We start from the raw sequence: 20,921 nt of genomic DNA, 5'->3' as shown, positions 1-20,921 counted from the left end.
AACAACAGGCGGGTCACCCGGAACAGGTCCTCCAAAGGCAGCGCCCGGGCCAGGCGCCCCAGCCTGATCGGCGCCTGCGGCGCGGAGCGATGTGATGAATTCCAGAGCATGGCGATGGGCTCGCAAGGGCCTTATTGGCGGCATCGAGCTGGCCTTGCTGGCCACCCCGCTGTGCGCCAGCGCCATGTTCAAGTGCCAAGCCAGGGACGGAGCCATCAGCTACACCAGCCAGGCCATCGCCAGCGCCCGCTGCACTCGCCTCAATGACATGGCGGGCACCGATGCCGGCGCCAAGGCAAAGGCCCTGCCACAGGTTGTGCGGGATGACACCCCGGGTGCGATGCGGATTCGGGTCTACACCTTCATCCACAAGGGTATTCGTCAATATGTGAGCCGGCGCCCGGTCGGGATCTCCGCACGGGTCGATGTCCTTGAGCTCTATTACATCAAGGGCTGCTACCTGTGCATCGTGCCGAAGGATTTCAAGGTCACCTCACTGCGCCTGGACACCCGATCCTATCGGCGGGAGATCGAAGCAGCTTCCGGACATTACGGTGTCGACCGGGCGCTGATCCGCGCGGTGATACACGCCGAATCGGCGTTTCGCCCCAACGCCATTTCCGATGCCGGCGCCCAGGGGCTGATGCAGTTGATGCCCGCCACCGCCGAGCGCTTCGCCGTGGACGATCCGTTCGACGCACGACAGAACATTCGTGGCGGCGTGCGCTACCTGGCCTGGCTGCTCAAGCGCTTCAACGGCAACCAGATGCTGGCGTTGGCAGGTTACAACGCCGGGGAAGCGTCCGTGGACGAATACAACGGGGTGCCGCCCTACGCCGAGACGCAATCCTACGTCACCCTCGTGCAGTCCTTGACCGAACGCTATCGCAAACAGCGCTAGTACCGTAGGGCGCATAACCCGAAACAGGTAATACGCCGTGCGGGGATTGGCTCGACCGCCCGCCCACACTCACCGGTTGAATCCACATGCCTCTATGCTCAAGTTCACTGGCCATGACTTGCAGGCTAAAAAGGGTGGTCCTGACATCATTCCAGAAATTTTTTCGACGAGACAAGGAATACGGACCACTCTTACGGGACCTCCGTCTCCATGGATCGCGTCGCATCGGCGCGAGGAAGACTTGAATGCTCAACTGGATGCTTGTCTTCGTTCCCATAGCCATTGCCTTGGAATATGTCGCAGCGGACCTCCACCTACTGGTTTTCCTGATGGCGGCATTGGCCATCGTACCGCTTGCAGGTTGGTTGGGACGGGCTACGGAGCATCTGGCGGAACGCTCCGGAGAGGGAGTAGGTGGCTTGCTCAATGCCACCTTCGGTAATGCCACCGAGCTGATCATTGCCCTGAGTGCCTTGCGCGCGGGTCTGTACGATGTGGTGAAGGCCTCCATTGTCGGCTCTATCGTCGGCAACATCCTGCTGGTGCTGGGCCTCGCCATGCTGGCGGGCGGGCTGCGTCACACCGAACAACGGTACAACATTTCGGGGGCCCGCTCCCAGGCTACCCTGCTGACCCTGGCCACCATCGCCCTCATTCTGCCGGCTGCCTACAACGCCGTCATCACACCCCGTAATCCCCAAGGCCTGCAGTCGCTGAGCCTGTACATCTCGCTGATTTTGCTCCTGGTATACGGTCTGTTCCTGGTGTATTCGCTGATTACCCACAAAAGCCTGTTTTCCGGTTCTTCCAGCATCGAGCAGGACACTGATCAGACACCGCCCTGGTCAACCGGCAAGGCTTTGTTGGTGCTTGGCGTCTCAACGGTGCTGGTCGCCTGGATCAGCGAGATCCTGGTGGGTGCCATCGAGCCCAGTGCGCGTCAGCTGGGTCTGAGCAACCTCTTTGTCGGTGTGTTTGTCGTGGCAATCCTTGGCAATGCAGCCGAGCATGTCTCGGCGGTCTCGGCCGCCATGAAGAACCGCATGGACCTTGCACTGTCGATCGCCATCGGTTCCAGCGTCCAGGTGGCCCTGCTGGTCGCGCCACTTCTGGTACTGGCCAGTCTTTTCATTGGGCCTGCGCCCATGGGGCTGGCCTTTTCCGGTGGTTTGGTACTGAGCGTCCTGTTAGCGGTGCTGATTACCGGCCAGGTAGCTGGCGACGGTCGCTCGGATTGGCTCAAAGGCGTGCAACTGCTCGCTGTCTACCTGATCCTTGGCCTGGCCTTCTTCTTCACTCCAGATGCGTCCACCCCATACAGTCCATGAGCAAAGCACTTTTTCACCTCAAGTAGCCTTGGAAAACCTGGCGCTGACACGGCGGCATTAACGTCGCGAAAAGGAGGAATCAACCGGTGCAGGCACTCTTCACGTTTCTCCATGCCAACCCCTACATGTTGCTGTTCCTGGTGGTCAGCCTGGCGGTGCTGATCGGCCGTTTCACCCTCAAGGGATATGGCTTGGGTACCGTTGGCGGCGCCATCGTGGTGGGCTGTGGCGTTGCCATTGCCGCATCCCTCCATGGGATCACGCTCAAGCTCGACACCTTCACCATGAACCTCTTCTACTACTTGTTCATGTACGGGGTAGGATTGCGGGTCGGTCCTTCCTTCCTCAATAGCCTGAAGGATGATGGGCTGAAGTTCACCCTCCTGGCGGTCATCTGCAGCTTGCTCAGCCTGGCCGTAGTGGTATTGGGGGCTCGTCTTTTGAACCTGCCGACGGGCGTGGCCGGCGGGACACTCGCCGGGGCCACGACCATGTCCTCTGCCATCGGTTCGGCCGAACAGGCGGTTGCCTCAGGAGCTGTCAAACTCGCAGCGGGTGAAACTGTCGAGGGGGTCTCGGCGATGATTACCCTGTCCTATGGCATTACCTACCTATGGGGCACCATCGGTATCGTGCTGATGTGCAAATACATGCCGCGCTGGTGGGGTGTCGATGCCAAGGCGGCAGCCCGCCGCTATGAAGAACAGCATGGCATGCATGATGTCGATGACGACGGCCTCACCGCAAACAAGGCCTTCGGATTGCGTGCTTATCGCCTGGAAAATCCTGCGACCATCGGCCTCAGCATCCGCGAATTCATCGCTCGATTCCCGGAGTATCGTATCGTCGATGTCCATCGCAGCGATGAGTCGATAGGGGCAGATCCTGAAACCCGGCTGCAGGCGGGAGATGTGATTTCCCTTGGCAGTACGCGTACCGGCCTGACGTCCAACATCGGCCTGATCGGCCCGGAAGTCGATGACGCCAAGGCGCTCGCCGTACCGCTGGACCACGCGGAAATCCTGGTGACCGAAAAAACCGTCATCGGTAAGCAGCTCAAGGAGTTCCGCGGGCTGGACCTGGCCGGGCAGCTTCAGTTGACGCGCCTCCAGCGCGGCGGCGTACCGCTACCCGTGGGGCCAGAGACCCGGTTGCAACGCCGCGACGTGCTTTTCGTCACCGGCCTGTCTGCAGCCGTGCAACGTGCCGGCGAGCTGTTTGGCGTCATCGCCCGGCCAAGCAGCATGACCGATTTATTAACGCTGTTTGTCGGCATGACCCTGGGACTGCTGATCGGTCTGATCCAGTTTCCCGCCTTTGGCGCCTCTGTCGGCCTGGGTAGCGCTGGCGGCCTGATGGTGTCGGGCATCATCATCTCTTCACTGTCTTCGCGCCTGCGCTTTTTCGGCAATACGCCGAATGCAGCGCGAAACATCCTTGAGGACGTGGGCCTGCTGGTGTTCGTTGCGATCGTCGGGATCAATGCCGGTGCCACCCTTCTGGCCCAATTGACGGGCTCGCTCGCCGTGCAGATATTCCTGCTGGGCTTCGTCGCCTGCATGCTGCCGCCTTTCGCCGTCTGGGTGGTTGGTTATCACTTGATGAAGATCAATCCAGCGGTGTTGATGGGCGGCATGGCCGGCGCCCGCAGTCATTCCGGCCCGTGCCAGGAGGCCGCGACAGAGATCGGCAGCAACGTGCCATGGGTCGGTTTTCCCGTAGCCTTTGCCGTCTCGGGAGTCCTGCTGACGGTCTTCGGCTACTTCGCGATGACCCTCGCAGATTGATGCTGACCGGACAAGGTTTACGGATTAATGAGGACCGTTCGCTTCTGGCCGTTTTCTGCCTCTCGCAATGGGCAGAAAACGGCCAAGAGCAGTCATTCGACGCGCCTCCTGAAGTGGAGGTTATTCTGCCTGAACAGCGACACCCGCGACCTCGTCAGTGCCGTGCTGGGCGGGCTTGATCGGATCTACCTGCCGGGCTACTGCGGTCAGAGACCTGCGTCACATTCATGAATCTGGTGGAGCCGGGGCGGATCTAGACCAACCTCTTCGTAATGATGTCACGCAACGGTAGCCAGGAACTGATGGATGGTTCCAACGGACCCCGCTCCTGAAACCTGGGCGCATACACCATACTTGTGATCTTCACTAAGTGTTGGGAGATGGCGAGATGCTGCGCGGAGCTGAGAACAGTGAGCTTTACCGGGAATACTACGAGATCCTTTGCACTCCAGAGGCTAAACACGCGTTCTTGTATATGGTTGGATGGGCATCAACGCTGAAAAGCTATGACTTCTTTCCAAGCTCGCACGGACACATCAAAGATCTTCGTTTCTTGCGTGGTAATGACTGGGATTTTGCATTCATTCCGAACCAGAGATGGATGTTGTTCTATTTCAGGAAGCCATGCCTCAAGCTCCCAAAATATTCGCGCGAGGAAATTCTTGGTCGAATTCCCGGTGCAAAAGAAACTAACGCCGGAGAGTTTACTGCCAGGCTTAAAAATGTGAACGACGTAATGCGTTTAGCTGGCTACATCGAATGCTGACTGACGCAACGGCCCGGAAGCGACACCAGGTTGCCACTTCAATCTCCCGATTCAAGCACTGCCCGCAACGACTGGGTCACGGTATTTCACCACCCAGCGAAACAGGTTGTGCAAGGTGTCCGTCGCTTCGAGCGATCTGCTGGTAGTGTGAGTACCGATGCCACCATCGCCTCAACACGAACCGCTTATAATCCGCAACGTCATACACCGCCTAACCAAAGGCCCCCCGATGACCACTGCACATGTTTTCATCGCCACCAGCCTGGATGGCTTCATCTCACGGCTCGATGGCGACATCGACTGGCTTTTTCAGCGCGATGATCAGACCGAGGATCATGGCTACTCGGCGTTCATTGACGACAAGGATGTGATCGTGATGGGGCGGGGGACCTGTGAGAAGGTGGCGACCTTCGACACCTGGTTCTACGAGTTGCCGGTGGTGGTGCTGTCTGGCTGATTCGCCGGTGCCCGAGGCGTTGAAGGGCAAGGTGCGTTTCTCCAGGCTTGCGCCCGGGGACTTGATGGTTGAATTGGCGAGGCAAGGTATTCATCGGGTCTATGTCGATGGCGGTCAGTTGGTGCAGTCCTTCTAGCGCGATGGATTGGTCGCCGACATGGTGATAAGCACCGTTCCCGTGTTGATCGGCTCGGGTCGGCCATTGTTCGGCAGCCTTGCGCAGGATGTTGACTTGCAACTGATATCCAGCCGCTGCTTTCCTTCGGGGTTGGTGCAGTCCACCTATCGACTGGCAGCATGAACCAATCGTGTTCGGGGGCAGTAATGAAACTGCCCTGACATGCTCATTCCAGCGGATTCAGCACCGCCCGCAACAGCGCCTGCGCCTCCCTGGTCACCCCCTTGCTGATTATCTTCTCCGGCAAGCTGGAGTGATTCAGGAAAAAATCTCGCAGTCGATTCAAAGGCGCCGGCACCCCCGTGATACAGACGGCTAAGCGCTATTACTCGACCTTCGGCATTGAGACGTTTGGCAAACACTATGGGAATCCGCGTAATTTCATAGTGTCGGTGAAGGCGAGTATTTAGTCGTGGGTCCGGGCGCTAACTGCCAGAAGACTCGCAAGGCAATTGGAATCTGGAATCCAGGGGTTGGTCGCGATGAGCAAGTCAGTACGTCGCGTCCGACTTATCCAGTGGCGAGTGATAAGAGGTTTGTCGTTCAGCAGCAAACTCAACCCTATTCATATTTCCCAGTACAGATGGCAGAGTAAATCGGCCAATACACCCAGCTCACGCGATGCTGGCAGTTTGCCAAGCCTGGTGGCATGCTCTCGACGATTTGTCGGTAGACAGTGTTGAGCCAGGGAGAGCGACTGTGGGTTTAGAGAGCAAGGCAAAGGCAGCTCAACTGAGTGTTCTGAGCAAATATGGTGTATTGGCAGACTTTACCGACGTGGAAGAGGTGGTGCTTGACCGTGCCCTGAAGGGCCGCTTGTCTGCGAACGCGTCGAAGGACCTGACCTTCGCTAACTGGTGTGACCAGTTGCTGGGGCCGGGCGAGCGGCTTCCGGTTGCGCGTTTTGATAATCCAGTTCCGGGGCAAATCCGACTGGGCAAGCTCGCTGTGGGGCAGGACCTCGCCGCCAGCCTCAAGTCTCGCGACCGGCAGTTGCAAGCTAGGCTCAAGGCGTCCGAGCAGGAAGTCATACGGTTGCAAGGCGAATTGCATGAACTGAGGCAAACCAAAGCTCCTGTGGCATTGATGGAGCCGGTTGGCGAGGACGCGCGGAGGTTGAAATGCTGGTATCACGAAACAACCGGTTATCTGCATAACATCCTGTGGGAGATCAAGGAAGTTGACGGTCACATCTTCGACCATCAAGGCCAACTCAACCGGGATTACCGTCAGCAACTGGTCGAGATCATTCTGCGGGCACTGAACGACTTGGCCGCACTCGGCTTTTTTATTGAGGCCGAGTTGTGTGACGCGTCATCCAAAGAGCCTGTTTTGCCATCGGTGATGTTGCATCACAACCCGGCAGATCCTGATGAAGCACATCTACTGGAGGGCTTTGCCTTTGTCGTCGAGGACGTACAGCCGGATGTGCTGGTGGCAGCCAGCGAGTGTCTTTTTCTGGGACGGGCTCTACCCGAAATCGACAAACAGCACCGCTTCAATTGTCACGTCAACGTCTCCTGGTGCCACGTGCTTGAGTTGGACGAAGACGAACTGTTTCACCTGTCTTGCTTCCTGCATAAGTTGTTTGAGGCATTGGCCAGATCGAATGACGGTCGGCCGAGGGGGGCATTGCGAGAGGCGGCGATCCTTTGCCTGGTACTTTCCAGCACCGCACCCTGCATGCCCACGCGATTACAGCAAGTGCAAGCGCTGAGCTTGCAGGATACGTTTTACCCGGGGTACAGGCCGTTCACGACCACCTCCTCGAAGCCTGACACAGATGTATCCGCTGGAAAAATTCTCGAGCACCTGTTCCATACCTTGCGTGCACTTGTCATGCGCTGACGTAAGCTTTGATTTGCAATGGAATATGCAGGACCTGTGACCGGTAGCTACGGAGCGAACAGCGGCAACGGCGCACTGAGACTGATCCACCCTTACCCTCCAGCAACATGGAGGACACCACCATGAACACGCACTCTTGGGTGCCTCTTTGTGCTCAGAACTTGGGAGTGACCTTTGGAAAGACTTGAAGCGGCTTTGAAGCAACTGGTAAGTGCTCATTCAAAACTGACTGAACATGCGGAAATTACTGCACTTGCCCAACACTTGCGAGAAACCCAAAAAACGCTTGATCTCGGTGAGGATGATGAGCTTCCTGTCCTGCCTCAAAAGCCTGGGATTTATTACTTCGAAGCGAAATTTAAGTTTTCCACAGCAGCGGAGCTTGGCGAATTTGGTGAGCGATGGGGAGCAATACGGGCCAAAGCGCATGACGGAAAAATCCCTCGTTATTACCCGAGTCGGGTGAAGCATCACTTAGCGGCATTGGCAGCAGGCAAACCGATCCCATTTTATTTAGGGAAGCGGGAGTCGATAGCTGATCGAATCAAAAATCACGTCGAATCGCTCCTGGAGTCCGGAACGTATGCACTTAAGCTTCGGGCAAGACCGCACTTAATTCGTGATGTGGAAATTACATATAGTTATCAGAGTTTCGAGGCGCCGCCGACAACTTACTTCGGGGTTGGGTTAATCGAGTCTGAACTACGAAAAATACTGAATCCGATTCTGGGGAAACAGTGAGCATGGAGAAAGTACAACTGTTGTTGAATCAGGCCGGCAGCCTGGTGAGGGAGACGAACGCCAAACTCGCAGCAAGCGGTGAGCTGTTCAACCTCTTCTCCATCACCCGAATCGAGCGGGCCGAGGTCAACACTCACTCGGCGATGATCGCAGAACTTTTAAGCCCCGAGGGCCGTCACGGTCAAGGTGTGTACTTCCTTGAACTGTTCCTGTCGACAATGGGTTTCGAACACGAATGCAGCCTCAGCGACGCCAGGGTGCAAAAGGAGCAGATTTTCGCGGGCTACGGTCGTGTGGATGTGGTGATTCACCTGAGGGATCACCTCATCCTGATCGAAAACAAGATCGACGCCCTCGACGGCAACCAACAACTCAAGCGTTATGACGATATTGGCAAGGCCTCAGGCAAGCAGTGGCAGTTGTGGTACCTGACAAAGAAAGGCACGGAGGCGCACGCAAGCAGTCATTGCGGCGTGAGCTACCGTCGACTGTCGTACCAGGAGCACATCCTCGACTGGCTTGAGCGGTGCGTCAGCACCTCAAGCGCGACGCCGGCACTTCAGCATGCATTGATCCAGTACAAGAATCTGGTCCAGAAAATCACCGGGCGAGCCATGACCCATACCACACGAAATGCACTGATCGAGCTTCTCATTGCCGACGACAATTTGCAGGCTGCCGAGGCCATCTCCCAGGCACTGCCCCATGCGAAGGGGACAGTATTGTTCGGCTTCTTTGATGCTGTGCGAAACGCATTGTCAGAACGTTGTACGCCCGTGTCATCGCCGATTGACTTTACCGGGCATGAAAGTAGCGAGGCGAATTGCCGCAAATGGTTCTTGCCCAAGGCATTGAGGTTGAAGCACGTGGGGCAGTTTTTCGACATTGGTGTCGAGGGAATGCTGCTACGAATCGAGGTTGCTACTGATGCGCTGCATTATGGCGTGGTGCCGGTAAGTAGCGGGAAACTGGCGAGCGATGGAGGATTGTTGGCGCAAACGCCTCAATTGCCTTTGTACCTGATGTGGCGGAATTGGAATGCGTTCAAATGGTACTCATGCCTTTACCAGGACAACGTTGCCAGCAAAATGGACTGTTTGTCTGATCCCGGGGCATTGGTCACGGAAGTGCTGCGCACTGTCGAGCTGATCAAATCTGAGCTGTCTGACCAGCCTGAGTTGCAGTGTGCAAGTGTCAGTACGACGCAACCACAAGCAATGCCAGTCAGTTGACTAGCCAATTTGTCGGTTGAAAGCTGGCAATGTACCGTGCCGTTTCATGTGGGCCGTCTGTAGATAGACCTCAATGAGGGATACCACCACCGGATCAGAGACCGTAATGACTGCAATCCGTGCTTCACCGTCTTGAACGTGAGGCACTGGATTTTTGTCGTTCGCAAATCCTGTGAACCGATGGTTGGGAAATGTTCGCCAACCGTCTTCTCGGATGCTGGGCGTCTTAACATGGTCCCAGACCCGATGGTGCAGGTTGTTCCGGGTTGCCTTGCCGATATAGAGGATTTGCCCTTCAGGGGTACCAAAAAAATACACGCCGCTCTTGCACCCAACACCATCGCCGGTGACCAGCATTCCCGAGTTGGTTGGGTCCGACCAGTCGCCGATGGCGGGGCTGGCGTCACCAAAGGCGAGTTCTATTGTGACCCTGTCGAATATCGCAGGCATGGCCTGGGCAAGATCATTTACCAAGGTGAATGCTTCTTTAAAGTCCACTTTTCCCCTCCGTTCGCTATCCGTTTAGGCCAGCATTGGCATAATTCTTTTGGGGGCAGACTTCTCCCCCCAGATACGTCCGCATCTGGCCGATATCAGCTCTTCACGAAGGGCTGCTTTGAGTAGTTTCTGCCTGTCACAGTCGACCGAAATCGGCCACTAGCAGTCGGTCGAAGGTGCCCACTAAGTCAAGGACGACTCAATCACTAATGCCCAAAGCTGACCTAAGCAAATCGAGAGTCACTGAGTCTGATTCGACGGATAAAGACCGGCAAGCCGCGCGATCACCACGCCAACGTAAAAAACCCCTGAAAACTCTTCAACCATCACCAGTGAGCGGGCGTGGTTGGTCAACGGGAGAACATCACCGAAACCTGTGGTCGTGAGCGTCGTGAGGCTGAAATAGATCAGTTTGAAAAAAGTGCCGGGCTGTCCGAAGTCGAGGTGGGCAGGGCCGAATGAGCCAGCGCTGGAGATCTCGACCAGGGCATAGACGAAGGACCAGACGAAGGCCAGCATGATGTAGCCCGCAAGCGCGCCATGCAGCTTGTCGGCGGTAATTGGCCCGCGTTTGAGAATATAGCGAAGCACTCCGGTGAACGAGACGGCAAGAGATGCCGCATAAACGATCCCGGCACAGAAAAGCATCGCGATACTTCCAGCCCACAACGCCGACCATTGAAGGCCAACCCCGAGCAACGCCAGGCCCAGTTTGAGGATGAACCCCCGCCGCGTCTGCCTGGTCGCGAAAGCGCCCACGAGCAGCACGATTGAAAACAGAATGCCGAGCAACGTACGAGCAGCTATACCTTCCTCGAGAAAGGGAAACAGGAGGATCAATCCCAGCAAGAGCAGCAATAGATGGGTGCAGGGCCCTCGCCCTATGACCATCTGACCTAGATCCTCGTCGGATTCGGCTTTATCTGGCGGATTTGTCATAGATGTTTCCCGTAGACCGGAACAACGCTCGGAGACCTGTCGCTGCACCGTTGAAATCTGAGTCGGCCCTGGAAGAGCCGGCAGTGAAATTCTAGTCGCGAATGCAGGTGAGAGGATTCAGCCTGATAGCTATGGGTTGTTTTCTCCGGGCAATCTTGTCATTTGCCAAGGCTTAGGGCACGGTCGATACCACGGACATCTCTGCCAAACATCTCTGCCAAACATCTCTGCCAAAGGAGTCACTCCATGTCAAAGTTGTATCCCAGCATCGATCCCGACGGGCTGGTCGAGTACTCGGTGGTCTACACCGACCGCTCGCTCAACCACATGTCGCAGTCGTTTCAAGGCGTGATGAAAAACATTTCCAGCACCCTGAAACAGGTCTACAACGCCCAGGCTGTTGCGGTGGTGCCGGGCAGCGGCACATTCGGCATGGAGGCGGTGGCGCGACAGTTTGCGACCAACCAGCAATGCCTGGTGATACGCAACGGCTGGTTCAGTTATCGCTGGAGCCAGATCCTCGAGATGGGCAACATCCCGGCGGCCACTACGGTGCTGAAAGCCCGACCGGTCGACACGGGTCGCCAGGCGGCCTACGCCCCTCCTCCACTGGACGAAGTGCTGGCAGCCATTGAGACTTCGAGGCCGCAGATTGTCTTCGCCCCCCACGTGGAAACCTCATCAGGGATTATCCTGCCCGACGAGTACCTGCGGGCCGTCGGCGATGCTGTGCATGCGGTGGGTGGCCTGTTCGTGCTGGACTGCATCGCCTCAGGCACGCTTTGGGTGGATATGCACAAATGCGCCGTCGACCTGCTGATCAGCGCTCCGCAGAAAGGCTGGAGCGCCTCCCCTTGCTGCGCCCTGGTGATGTTCAGTGCCCAGGCCCTCGAGCGCATCGATCAGACGCAAAGCAGCAGCTTCGCCTGCGACCTGAAAAAGTGGCTGCAGATCATGCAGGCCTACGAACAGGGTGGACATGCCTACCATGCGACCATGCCCTGCGATTCCCTCGCGCGGTTCAACGAAGTGATGAAAGAGACGCAAGCCTACGGTTTCGACAAGGTCCGCAACGAACAACAGGCGCTGGGCGATCGGGTGCGCGCCATGTTGACCGGCAAAGGCATCAAGAGCGTGGCCGCCGCCGGCTTTCAGGCCCCAGGCGTCGTGGTGAGCTACACCGATGATGCCGACATCAAGAGCGGCAAGAAATTTGTCGCCCACGGCCTGCAGATCGCCGCCGGAGTGCCGTTGCAATGCGACGAACCGGCCGACTTCCAGACCTTCCGCATCGGTCTGTTCGGACTCGAAAAGCTGCACAATATCGAGCGCACGGTCAGCACCCTTGAGCAGGCACTGGACGAGGTGATGGTTAACTAAGCCCTCACGCCGGCCCATGGCACTGATCTTCGACGGGCGCGTCCAACCCACAGACGCGCCCGACTATCTGTCCATTGCCAGGATCAGCCGCGCAATCGGAGTTACTGCTTCGTCCCCGGCAGCAGTTCAAAGTCCGGGGTGAACGGGGTCATGGCAGCCATCAGTTGGGCGAACGGTTTGCGATCGCCTTCAAAGGTCGCCTTGCCGTCCGCGACGAGCTGATCGAGGCTGACTGTCTTCGCCATCACGCCTTCAAGCGCCGAGCGATCGAGGGTGAGGGTCAGGTCGGGGTTTTTTGCCTGCTGGCCCTTGATGCTGGTCAGCGTTGAATTGCTCAGCTCCACCACGAACTGTTCACCATTATCCGGGGTCTTGAGGTTCAGGACGAAATGCAGGTCCGCCACCTTGCTGCCATCCAGGCAGATGCCGAGATATTCGAGCCACAACTCTGTGCTCATGGCGCGGATCATGTCCGGTCCGGTTTTTGGCGCCCGGCCCTTGGGCATGCCGTGGCGCAATTCATAGGCGGCTGCGAGGAAGCTGTTGCGTACGCCGGCACTTTCCTTCTGATAGCCCACCTGCTCATAGACGTCCGCCAGCAGGTCCTTGGCCTGGGTGTTTTGCGGCTCGGCGTACACCAGTTTATTGAGAATCTCATAGGCTTCGCGGTATTTGCCCTGGTCGAACAAGGTTTTGCCCTTGGCCATGATCTTGGCTGCGCCGCCCATCATTTCGACGTACAGCGGTGCCGAGTCTTTCGGTGACAGCGGCATCAGCGTGGCCGGGTTGGCATCCCAGTAACCCAGGTAGCGGTTGATCACCGCGCGGCTGTTGTGTTCTTCCGAGCCGTGATAGCTGTGTGTCGCCCAGTTGTTCTTCAGGCTCTCGGGCAACTTGTAGACATTGTGGATCTCGTTGATGGTGACGCCCTGGTTCGCCGCGTGCAGGACGGCGTTGTTCAAGTTGGCATAGGCATCGCGTTGCGCGCGCATCACTTCCTGGATCCGTTCATTGCCCCAGCGTGGCCAGTTGTGTGCGGCGAGCATCACATCCGCCTGCTGGCCGTAGAGGTACAGGGCGTTGTTGATGTTCTTCGACCACACCAGCGGATCACGTACCAGGGCACCGCGCAGGGTGTAGATGTTGTGGATGGTGCCAGTGATGTTCTCGGCAGCCCAGAACGCCTTGAATTGCGGGAACCAGGTGTTCATTTCCGACGGTGCTTCGGTGCCTGGGGTGTTCTGGAAGTCCATTTGTACGCCGTCGATGGTCAGGCTTTCGAAATCCTTTTCGATGTATCGATTAGGTTCGATCAGGCCCATGTTGCCGGCGGCGGCGTTTTTGCCGATGGCCATGTCGACATGACCGTAGGGACTGCGCGGCAACAGCAGGCCGTATTGAAAGAACGCGCGTCGGTTCATGGCATTGCCGGCGTAGACGTTTTCCGCGACCGCATGCTCCATGAAACCCACGGGGGCGATCAGCTCGACCTTGCCGCTGCGCACGTCCGCTTCCTCGACGATGCCACGCACACCGCCAAAGTGGTCGGCATGGGAGTGGGAAATCACCACGGCCACGACCGGGCGCTTGCCCAGTTTTTCGTTGATGAATGCCAGCGCCGCCCTGGCGGTTTCCTTTGAGGTCAGGGTGTCGAAAACGATCCAGCCGGTGTCGCCCTTGATGAACGTGATATTGGCCAGGTCAAAGCCGCGGATCTGATAGATCCGGTCCGGCACCACCTCGTACAGACCATAGGCCATGTTGAGCACGGCCTGGCGCTGCAGCGAAGGATTGATCGTGTCGAAGTCCTTGCCGTCGAGCAGGAAATCGTAGCTGCCCATGTTCCAGGCGACGTTCCCCGCATCGGCCATGATCTTGTTGTAGGCCGGGGCTGCGATGAAGCCTTTTTTGGCCTCTTCAAAATCGCGCTTGTCTGCAAAAGGCAGCGTCTCGCGCACGCCCTTCTGATATTCGATGGTGTAGGTCGATGGCGACTTGCCCTTGTTATCGAAATGCTCAATCGCGGCCGGCACGGCAGTTGTCTGAGCAGCAAAAATGCTGGGGTTGAAGCCCGTGGACAGTGCGACGGCCAGCGCGCAACTGAGGGTCTTGTTGTTCATGAAATGTTCCTTCGCCAGAGTATCGATGCCTTTGATGGCGCGGGCTTTTGCTTACTCGTCTTGACCCGCCCGGCAAGGAATAGCATATTCATTTGATTACGAAAAATTCCGTTTCGAGCCATATTGATAACACAAAGGTTATGACATGACCCCGCGCCGCCTACGCCAGTTTTTGGCGCTGATTGAACATGCACACTTCGGTCAGGCCGCCAAAGCGTTGGGCGTTTCGCAACCGGCGCTCAGTAAAAGTATCCAGCTGCTGGAGCAGGAGCTCGGCGTTACACTGTTCGATCGACGCACCGAGGGCGTGACCCTGACGGCGTTCGGTCAGGTGCTGCAGGGCAAAAGCCAGCGCTTGTTGATGGCCGAAGAGGACCTTCGGCGGGACATCGCCCTGCTGGCGGTTGGCGACATCGGCACACTCAAGGTGGCCCTGGGGCCGTACCCCAGTGTGATCAGCGGCTACCGCGCCATTGCCCGGTTGCATGCCCGCCATCCGAACCTCAAGGTGACGGCCCATGTCGCCGGTTGGCGAGAGGTTGCGCAGCAGGTCGCCAGCGGTGTGGTGGATCTGGGGATCGCTGAAATCAGCGCCTTGCAAGGCGAAAAGGAATTCAATTGCGAGCTGTTGGGTGAGCATCAGGGGCGCCTGTTTTGCCGGCCCGGCCATCCGTTGCTTGCGCAACGCTCCCTGAAGCGGGCGCAAGCACTCGATTACCCCTGGGTGGCGTCGCGCATTCCGTCCCGCCTGGCCGGCCTTCTGTCGCGCGCGACCTTAGGCTGCGCCGGCGCCTATGACACAGTGACCGGCGACTTCGTGCCGGCGATCGAAATTGACGTGCCCATGCAGATCGTTCAATTCGCGGCGAACAGTAATGCATTGGCCGTCGGCACGTTGACGACCTTCGAGCGGGAGTTGCTGGCGGGTGAAATCGTCCCGCTGCCCATCCACGATCAGGCGTCGCACACCCATTACGGTTTCATCTCGCTCAAGGAGCGCTCGCTGCCCCCCGCCGTGGAGGCCTACATGCGCGAAGTGCGGGCGGTGGAAGAGGAAGTCACCCGGCGCGAACGGGAGCTGGCCGAGTTGATGATGAAGTAGCGCAAAATCAGTAGCTGAAGTCATGCCCCAACTCTTTTTGCATCCACTCCAGAAAACGCCTTACGCGGGGAAAGTTCGAGTGAGCGCGGGGAAACACCAGGTGGTGCGCGGTGATCGGCGCGCTCAACGCAGGTCCCACCTCGACCAATGCACCACGTGCCAGATAGTCCTGCGCCAGCAAGGTACTTTCGAGGGCAAAACCAAGCCCGTGACTGGCGGCTTCCAGGGTCATGTAGGAACGGTCGAAGCTGAGGGTGTAGGGTTTTTCCGGGCGTGAGACGCCGTGCTGGGCGAACAACTGTGGCCACTTGATCAGCGTCGCCTCCGACAGGATCAACTGGCTGTCGAGCAAATCCGCAGCGCTGCGGATCGGGTGTTTTTCCAGCAACTTCGGGGAAGCCATGACCGCAATCCGTTCATTGCGAATCGTGCGTACTTCGTAGCTCGGCCAATTGGGCATGCCATGGCGGATGTCGACGTCGATCTTGTCGCGGCTGAAGTGCAGCGATTCGTATGAACACGAAAGGTTGAGCTGGATATCCGGGTGGCTCTCGCGAAACTGTTCAAGGCGCGGCATCAGCCACAGCAGGCCGAAACTGGGCGATGAGTGCAGCCGCAGGCAATCGAGGCTGACGTCGCTGGTGGCGCGTTCGGTAGCCACGGCGAGGCTGTGCAGGATGCCGGAAACCTCCGTCAGGTATTGCTCGCCGACCGGCGTCAGGGTCACGCCCCTGGCGGTCCGGAAAAACAACTGGCGCCCGATCAACGCCTCCAGCTTGGCCAGCTGGTGACTGACCGCCGAGGGTGTCAGGTCGAGCAATTCAGCGGCGCGAGCGACATTGCCGAAACGGGCTGTCTGCTCGAAGGCCTGAATGGCTTTCAGGGGTGGCAGTATCACAGGTGCATCGTCGGATGAGCGCATGATTGTGGTTATTCCGCTGCAAGTTACATAAACCGGGCGTTTCGTCATTCAATCATCCCGATACTTCGCTGGCGAGTGCTGAATTTTTTTCAGCACCCAGTGAAGTTCGCGTTATTGCTCAAGGTCACCCTGGAGAACAAGCTGAGTCATCGGTTCCTGGTGGATCGACTCATAAAAACAATCATCCGAGGTACTCTTCCATGCTTCTTCAAGGCAAAGTCGCGATCATCACCGGTGCAGCTTCCGCACGTGGCATCGGCCGCGCTACCGCGACCACTTTCGCGCAACAGGGCGCCAGCGTGGTGATTCTCGATCTGGACGAATCCGCCGCACGCGATGCCGCGGCCTCCCTGGGCGAAGGCCATCTGGGCCTGGCCGCCAACGTCGCGGACGAATCCCAGGTGCAGCAGGCGGTCGCGACAATCATCGAGCACTTCGGTCGCATCGACATCCTCATCAACAACGCCGGCATCACCCAACCCCTCAAGACCCTGGACATCCGCCCTGCGGATTACGACAAGGTGCTGGACGTCAGCCTGCGCGGTACGTTGCTGATGTCCCAGGCGGTGATCCCGGTCATGCGCCAGCAGTCGTCCGGCAGCATCGTGTGCATGTCGTCGGTGTCCGCTCAACGGGGCGGCGGCATTTTCGGTGGCCCGCACTACAGCGCCGCCAAAGCCGGTGTGCTGGGCCTGGCCAAAGCCATGGCGCGCGAGCTGGGCCCGGACAAGGTGCGCGTGAACTCCATTGCCCCCGGCCTGATCCATACCGATATCACCGGCGGCCTGATGCAGGACGAACGCCGCCACGCGATCATCGATGGCATCCCCCTCGGACGCCTGGGTGAGGCGCAGGATGTGGCCAACGCGGCGCTGTTCCTCGCCTGCGACCTATCCTCTTACCTGACCGGCATCACCCTGGATGTGAACGGCGGCATGCTGATTCACTGATGACAGCTGACGGGCCTCGCGGCCCGTGCGGTTCTGGATCGACGACGCAGCCGGGCCACAAGCCTGGCGGTCAATAAAAACAAGAGATCAGACCATCATGACTACCCTGTCGCTCGAAGCGGTTTCGACCGTGCGCTCCAACGCCTACCGCAAGACTGCGTGGCGCCTGATGCCGTTCCTGATGCTGTGCTACCTGTGCGCCTACCTGGATCGGGTCAACGTCGGCTTTGCCAAGCTGCAAATGATGAACGACCTGGCGCTCAGCGAAACCGTCTACGGACTCGGCGCCGGCATGTTCTTCATCGGCTACTTCCTCTGTGAAGTGCCCAGCAACATCATCCTGCACAAGGTCGGCGCGCGGGTCTGGATCGCCCGCATCATGATCACCTGGGGCATCGTCTCCGCCCTGTTCGCCTTCGTCGAAACCGCCTGGCAGTTCTACGCCCTGCGCTTCCTGCTCGGCGTTGCCGAAGCCGGCCTGGCACCGGGTCTGCTGCTGTACCTGACCTACTGGTTTCCCTCCTACCGGCGTGCGCGCATGACCGTGCTGTGGTTCATCGCCATCCCGCTGTCGGGCATGGTCGGCGGCCCGCTTTCGGGCTGGATCATGAACCACTTTGCCGGCATGCATGGCTGGGCCGGCTGGCAATGGATGTTCGTGCTGGAAGCGGTGCCGACGGTGCTTATCGGGCTGCTGGTGCTGAGCTATCTCAAGGACGGCGTGCATCAGGCCAGTTGGCTGGATGACGACGAAAAGGCACTGATCAGCCGCGAGCTGGCCGAGGACGACCAGCAGAAAGTCACCCATGCCTCGGTGGGTGAGTTCATCCGCGACCGTCGCCTGTGGTTGCTGGCCGGGATCTACTTCTGCGTGGTCATGGGCCAGTACGCCATCACCTTCTGGCTGCCGACCCTGGTGCGTAACGCGGGGGTTTCCGATCCGCTGCACATCGGTTTCCTGACCAGCCTGCCCTACCTCTGCGCAATCGTGGCCATGCTGTATGCCGGACGCAGCGGCGACAAACACCGTGAGCGTCGCTGGCACCTCATTGTGCCGATGATCGCGGGTGCCATCGGCTTGAGCCTGGCGGCGCTGATGGGCGGGAATGTACTGCTCTCCATTCTCAGTCTGTGCCTGGCCGCTTCCGGAATTCTCTCCGCGACGTCGATGTTCTGGATGCTGCCCACCACGCTGCTCGGTGGGGTCTCCGCCGCTGCTGGCATCGCGGCGGTCAACAGCTTCGCCAACCTCGCCGGCTTCTGCTCGCCCTATCTGATCGGCTGGGTCACCACACAGACCGGCTCCAGCGCCATCGGCATGTACCTGATCACCGGCGTCCTGCTGTTCGGGGCCACGTTGGTACTGCGCATCCCCGCCGCCTCGGTCAATCGTTGATTCGTTGATTCATTGGAGTTTCACCATGACTGCTCATCCTGCATTCACGTCGTCCACGACGCTGGCGCAACGCGCCCACAACATTCGCCGCCATGCCTTGCGCATGGGTCAGGTTCAAGGCCAAGGCTACGTCGGCCAGGCCCTCGGCGCCGCCGACCTGCTGGCCGTGTCCTACTTCCACGCCCTGAGCTACCGGCCCGAAGACCCGGAATGGGAAGCCCGCGACCGCTTCTACCTGTCGATCGGTCACTACGCCATTGCCCTGTATGCGGCCCTGATCGAAGCCGAGATCATCCCGCTGGACGAACTGGAAACCTACGGCGCCGATGACAGCCGCCTGCCGATGTCGGGCATGGCCGCCTACACCCCGGGCATGGAGATCACCGGCGGTTCGCTCGGCCAGGGCCTGGGCATCGCCGTCGGTGCCTGCCTGGGCCTCAAGCGCAAAGGCTCACCCTCCTTCGTCTACAACCTGTTGTCGGACGGCGAGCTGAATGAAGGCTCGACCTGGGAAGCGGTGATGTCGGCGTCGCACTGGAAGCTGGACAACCTGATCGCCATCGTCGACGTCAACAACCAGCAGGCCGATGGTCATTCAAGTGAGATCCTTTCGTTCGAACCCGTCGTCGATCGCTGGCAGGCCTTCGGCTGGTTCACCCAGCGCGTCGATGGCAATGATCTCGAGGCACTGGTCACCGCGTTCGATGCCGCGCGTAACCACCCTGGCGCGCAGCCTCGCGTGATCATCTGCGACACCAGAATGGGCAAGGGCGTGCCCTTCCTCGAGACCCGCGAAAAGACCCACTTCATCCGCGTCGAAGAACACGAATGGGACCTGGCACTGAGCAACCTTGAAGAAGGAAACAACCAATGAGCAACGCAGCCAACACTCCGACTTCCACGGTTACGCCGGCCAAAAAACGCCTGACCACTTCGGCGATGATCGCCTCGATTGCCTCCGAGGGCCAAGCCACCAAATCCGCGCCGTTCGGTCATGCGTTGGCCGCATTGGCAGATCAGCGCCCGGACATCGTCGGCCTGTCCGCCGACCTGTCCAAGTACACCGACCTGCACATCTTCGCCAAGGCCCATCCCGATCGCTTTTATCAAATGGGCATGGCCGAACAGCTGCTGATGAGTGCGGCCGCGGGGATGGCCCGTGAAGGCTTCGTACCCTTTGCCACCACCTACGCCGTGTTCGCCTCCCGCCGCGCCTACGACTTCATCTGCATGGCCATCGCCGAGGAGAACCTCAACGTCAAGATCGTCTGCGGCTTGCCCGGCCTCACCACCGGCTACGGCCCAAGCCACCAGGCCACGGACGACCTGGCGATCTTCCGCGCCATGCCCAACCTGATGATCGTCGACCCGTGCGACGCACTGGAAATCGAGCAGGCCGTGCCCGCCATCGCGGCGCACCAGGGACCGGTCTACATGCGCCTGTTGCGCGGCAATGTGCCGCTGGTGCTGGACGAGTACGGCTACCAATTCGAAATCGGTAAAGCCAAGACCCTGCGCACCGGCAACGATGTGCTGATCATCTCCACCGGCCTGATGACCATGCGCGCACTGGAGGCTGCCAAAGCGCTGCAAGCGGACGGCGTCGATGTCGCCGTGCTGCACGTGCCGACGATCAAGCCGCTGGATGAGCAAACCATTCTGGCCGAAGCCCGCAAACCGGGGCGCCTGGTGGTCACCGCAGAGAACAGCTCGATCATCGGTGGGCTGGGCGAAGCAGTGGCCGGCGTGTTGCTGCGCAATGGCGTCACGCCCACCTTCAGGCAGATCGCCCTGCCCGACGCGTTCCTCGATGCCGGAGCGCTGCCGACACTCCATGATCGTTACGGGGTTTCAACTCAGGCGGTTTGCACGCAAATCAAGGCCTGGCTTTAACTGCAGGGGCGAGGCACCTGGAAACGGGTGCCAGCCCGTTCGATGCGAAGATAAGCCGGATCATTGTTGTCGCTATAGCAGAACCCAGTTATCGCGAGAAATCATAAATAACAACTTGTAGAGATCAACAAACGCTAAACAACTGTCAGATATCACAGTAGTCGTATTTAACGGATCCGCGCAACATCGCAACACAACTTCATGCGCAAAGGAAAAAATTAAATGACTACGTACAGTTATGAGGTTTTTTACACAAACACTCCAGAAGAAAAACAGGGAGGGAGAATCGTAGCCAACACTCCGGAGGAAGCAAAAGAAATGCTTAGAGCCCAATACTATGCTTCTCCCATAGAGGTCAACGTATGGATCCGGGGTGATGACGACGCTGCTGTATTAATCGTCAATAATGCATCCGGATTTTGTAGGCGCGAACATGAAGACCCAGATGTGCCGCATGCAATTATTCCAACTCAAATAAGGTAA

At 58.6% G+C, this 20,921-nt stretch carries 18 protein-coding genes and 1 pseudogene; 15 read left to right on the top strand and 4 right to left on the bottom strand.

Annotation, left to right across the window (positions count from 1 at the left end):
• Positions 1-94: 94 nt before the first annotated feature.
• From OH720_RS09660 to OH720_RS09625, 8 genes and pseudogenes are all read left to right on the top strand, one after another.
• Positions 95-901, top strand: coding sequence for a lytic transglycosylase domain-containing protein (locus OH720_RS09660; RefSeq protein WP_272605406.1), 807 nt, complete (start codon positions 95-97; stop codon positions 899-901).
• A 245-nt stretch (positions 902-1,146) separates the two neighbouring features.
• A complete protein-coding gene (cax, locus tag OH720_RS09655) occupies positions 1,147-2,229 on the top strand; it encodes a calcium/proton exchanger (protein ID WP_272605405.1) in 1,083 nt (360 codons plus the stop codon).
• Between the two features lie 86 nt (positions 2,230-2,315).
• A complete protein-coding gene (locus tag OH720_RS09650; RefSeq protein ID WP_272605404.1) occupies positions 2,316-4,016 on the top strand; it encodes an aspartate:alanine exchanger family transporter in 1,701 nt (566 codons plus the stop codon).
• 388 nt (positions 4,017-4,404) lie between these two features.
• On the top strand, positions 4,405-4,782 hold the full coding sequence (locus OH720_RS09645) for a hypothetical protein (RefSeq protein ID WP_272605403.1): 378 nt from the start codon (positions 4,405-4,407) through the stop codon (positions 4,780-4,782).
• Between the two features lie 229 nt (positions 4,783-5,011).
• Positions 5,012-5,540: pseudogene (locus OH720_RS09640) on the top strand (dihydrofolate reductase family protein).
• Between the two features lie 576 nt (positions 5,541-6,116).
• Positions 6,117-7,265, top strand: a complete 1,149-nt coding sequence (locus tag OH720_RS09635; RefSeq protein ID WP_272605402.1) for a hypothetical protein — start codon at positions 6,117-6,119, stop codon at positions 7,263-7,265.
• A 174-nt stretch (positions 7,266-7,439) separates the two neighbouring features.
• Complete coding sequence (locus OH720_RS09630) at positions 7,440-8,006, top strand: hypothetical protein (RefSeq protein WP_272605401.1); 567 nt, start codon at positions 7,440-7,442, stop codon at positions 8,004-8,006.
• Positions 8,007-8,008: 2 nt separating this feature from the next.
• Complete coding sequence (locus tag OH720_RS09625) at positions 8,009-9,238, top strand: PDDEXK-like family protein (protein ID WP_272605400.1); 1,230 nt, start codon at positions 8,009-8,011, stop codon at positions 9,236-9,238.
• Here OH720_RS09625 and OH720_RS09620 read toward each other — a convergent pair whose 3' ends face one another.
• Together OH720_RS09620 and OH720_RS09615 are read right to left on the bottom strand one after the other, a co-directional pair.
• Positions 9,239-9,736 (bottom strand): hypothetical protein, encoded by a 498-nt coding sequence (locus OH720_RS09620; RefSeq protein ID WP_272605399.1) that lies wholly within the window; start codon positions 9,734-9,736, stop codon positions 9,239-9,241.
• A 240-nt stretch (positions 9,737-9,976) separates the two neighbouring features.
• Positions 9,977-10,675 carry an ion channel gene (locus OH720_RS09615; RefSeq protein WP_272605398.1) on the bottom strand — a complete coding sequence of 233 codons (699 nt, stop codon included), beginning with the start codon at positions 10,673-10,675 and terminating at the stop codon, positions 9,977-9,979.
• A gap of 246 nt (positions 10,676-10,921) precedes the next feature.
• On the opposite strand from OH720_RS09615, the gene OH720_RS09610 reads away from it, so the two are divergent.
• On the top strand, positions 10,922-12,055 hold the full coding sequence (locus OH720_RS09610; RefSeq protein ID WP_272605397.1) for an aminotransferase class V-fold PLP-dependent enzyme: 1,134 nt from the start codon (positions 10,922-10,924) through the stop codon (positions 12,053-12,055).
• A gap of 101 nt (positions 12,056-12,156) precedes the next feature.
• Here OH720_RS09610 and OH720_RS09605 read toward each other — a convergent pair whose 3' ends face one another.
• Positions 12,157-14,175: an alkyl/aryl-sulfatase gene (locus tag OH720_RS09605; RefSeq protein ID WP_272605396.1), complete on the bottom strand. Its 2,019-nt coding sequence runs from the start codon at positions 14,173-14,175 to the stop codon at positions 12,157-12,159.
• Between the two features lie 145 nt (positions 14,176-14,320).
• Here OH720_RS09605 and OH720_RS09600 point away from each other — a divergent pair, with 145 nt between their 5' ends.
• Entirely contained in the window at positions 14,321-15,277 is a 957-nt protein-coding gene (locus tag OH720_RS09600) for a LysR family transcriptional regulator (RefSeq protein WP_272605395.1), read from the top strand.
• A gap of 7 nt (positions 15,278-15,284) precedes the next feature.
• On the opposite strand, the gene OH720_RS09595 is transcribed toward OH720_RS09600, so the two are convergent.
• Positions 15,285-16,199: a LysR substrate-binding domain-containing protein gene (locus tag OH720_RS09595; RefSeq protein ID WP_272605394.1), complete on the bottom strand. Its 915-nt coding sequence runs from the start codon at positions 16,197-16,199 to the stop codon at positions 15,285-15,287.
• Positions 16,200-16,399: 200 nt separating this feature from the next.
• Here OH720_RS09595 and OH720_RS09590 point away from each other — a divergent pair, with 200 nt between their 5' ends.
• The 5 genes from OH720_RS09590 (at position 16,400) to OH720_RS09570 (ending at position 20,921) form a co-directional block, all read left to right on the top strand.
• Positions 16,400-17,149 carry an SDR family NAD(P)-dependent oxidoreductase gene (locus OH720_RS09590; RefSeq protein ID WP_272605393.1) on the top strand — a complete coding sequence of 250 codons (750 nt, stop codon included), beginning with the start codon at positions 16,400-16,402 and terminating at the stop codon, positions 17,147-17,149.
• A gap of 97 nt (positions 17,150-17,246) precedes the next feature.
• Positions 17,247-18,545 carry an MFS transporter gene (locus OH720_RS09585; RefSeq protein WP_180205126.1) on the top strand — a complete coding sequence of 433 codons (1,299 nt, stop codon included), beginning with the start codon at positions 17,247-17,249 and terminating at the stop codon, positions 18,543-18,545.
• A gap of 25 nt (positions 18,546-18,570) precedes the next feature.
• A complete protein-coding gene (locus OH720_RS09580) occupies positions 18,571-19,419 on the top strand; it encodes a transketolase (RefSeq protein WP_272605392.1) in 849 nt (282 codons plus the stop codon).
• Positions 19,416-20,438: a transketolase family protein gene (locus OH720_RS09575; protein ID WP_272605391.1), complete on the top strand. Its 1,023-nt coding sequence runs from the start codon at positions 19,416-19,418 to the stop codon at positions 20,436-20,438. Before OH720_RS09580 ends, OH720_RS09575 begins: the two co-directional genes overlap by 4 nt.
• A gap of 222 nt (positions 20,439-20,660) precedes the next feature.
• Entirely contained in the window at positions 20,661-20,921 is a 261-nt protein-coding gene (locus tag OH720_RS09570) for a hypothetical protein (RefSeq protein ID WP_272605390.1), read from the top strand.

This window comes from Pseudomonas sp. WJP1, from assembly GCF_028471945.1.
Lineage (GTDB): Bacteria > Pseudomonadota > Gammaproteobacteria > Pseudomonadales > Pseudomonadaceae > Aquipseudomonas.
Note: the sequence above shows the minus strand (reverse complement) of the source record. Positions and strands in the feature narration are given on the sequence as shown.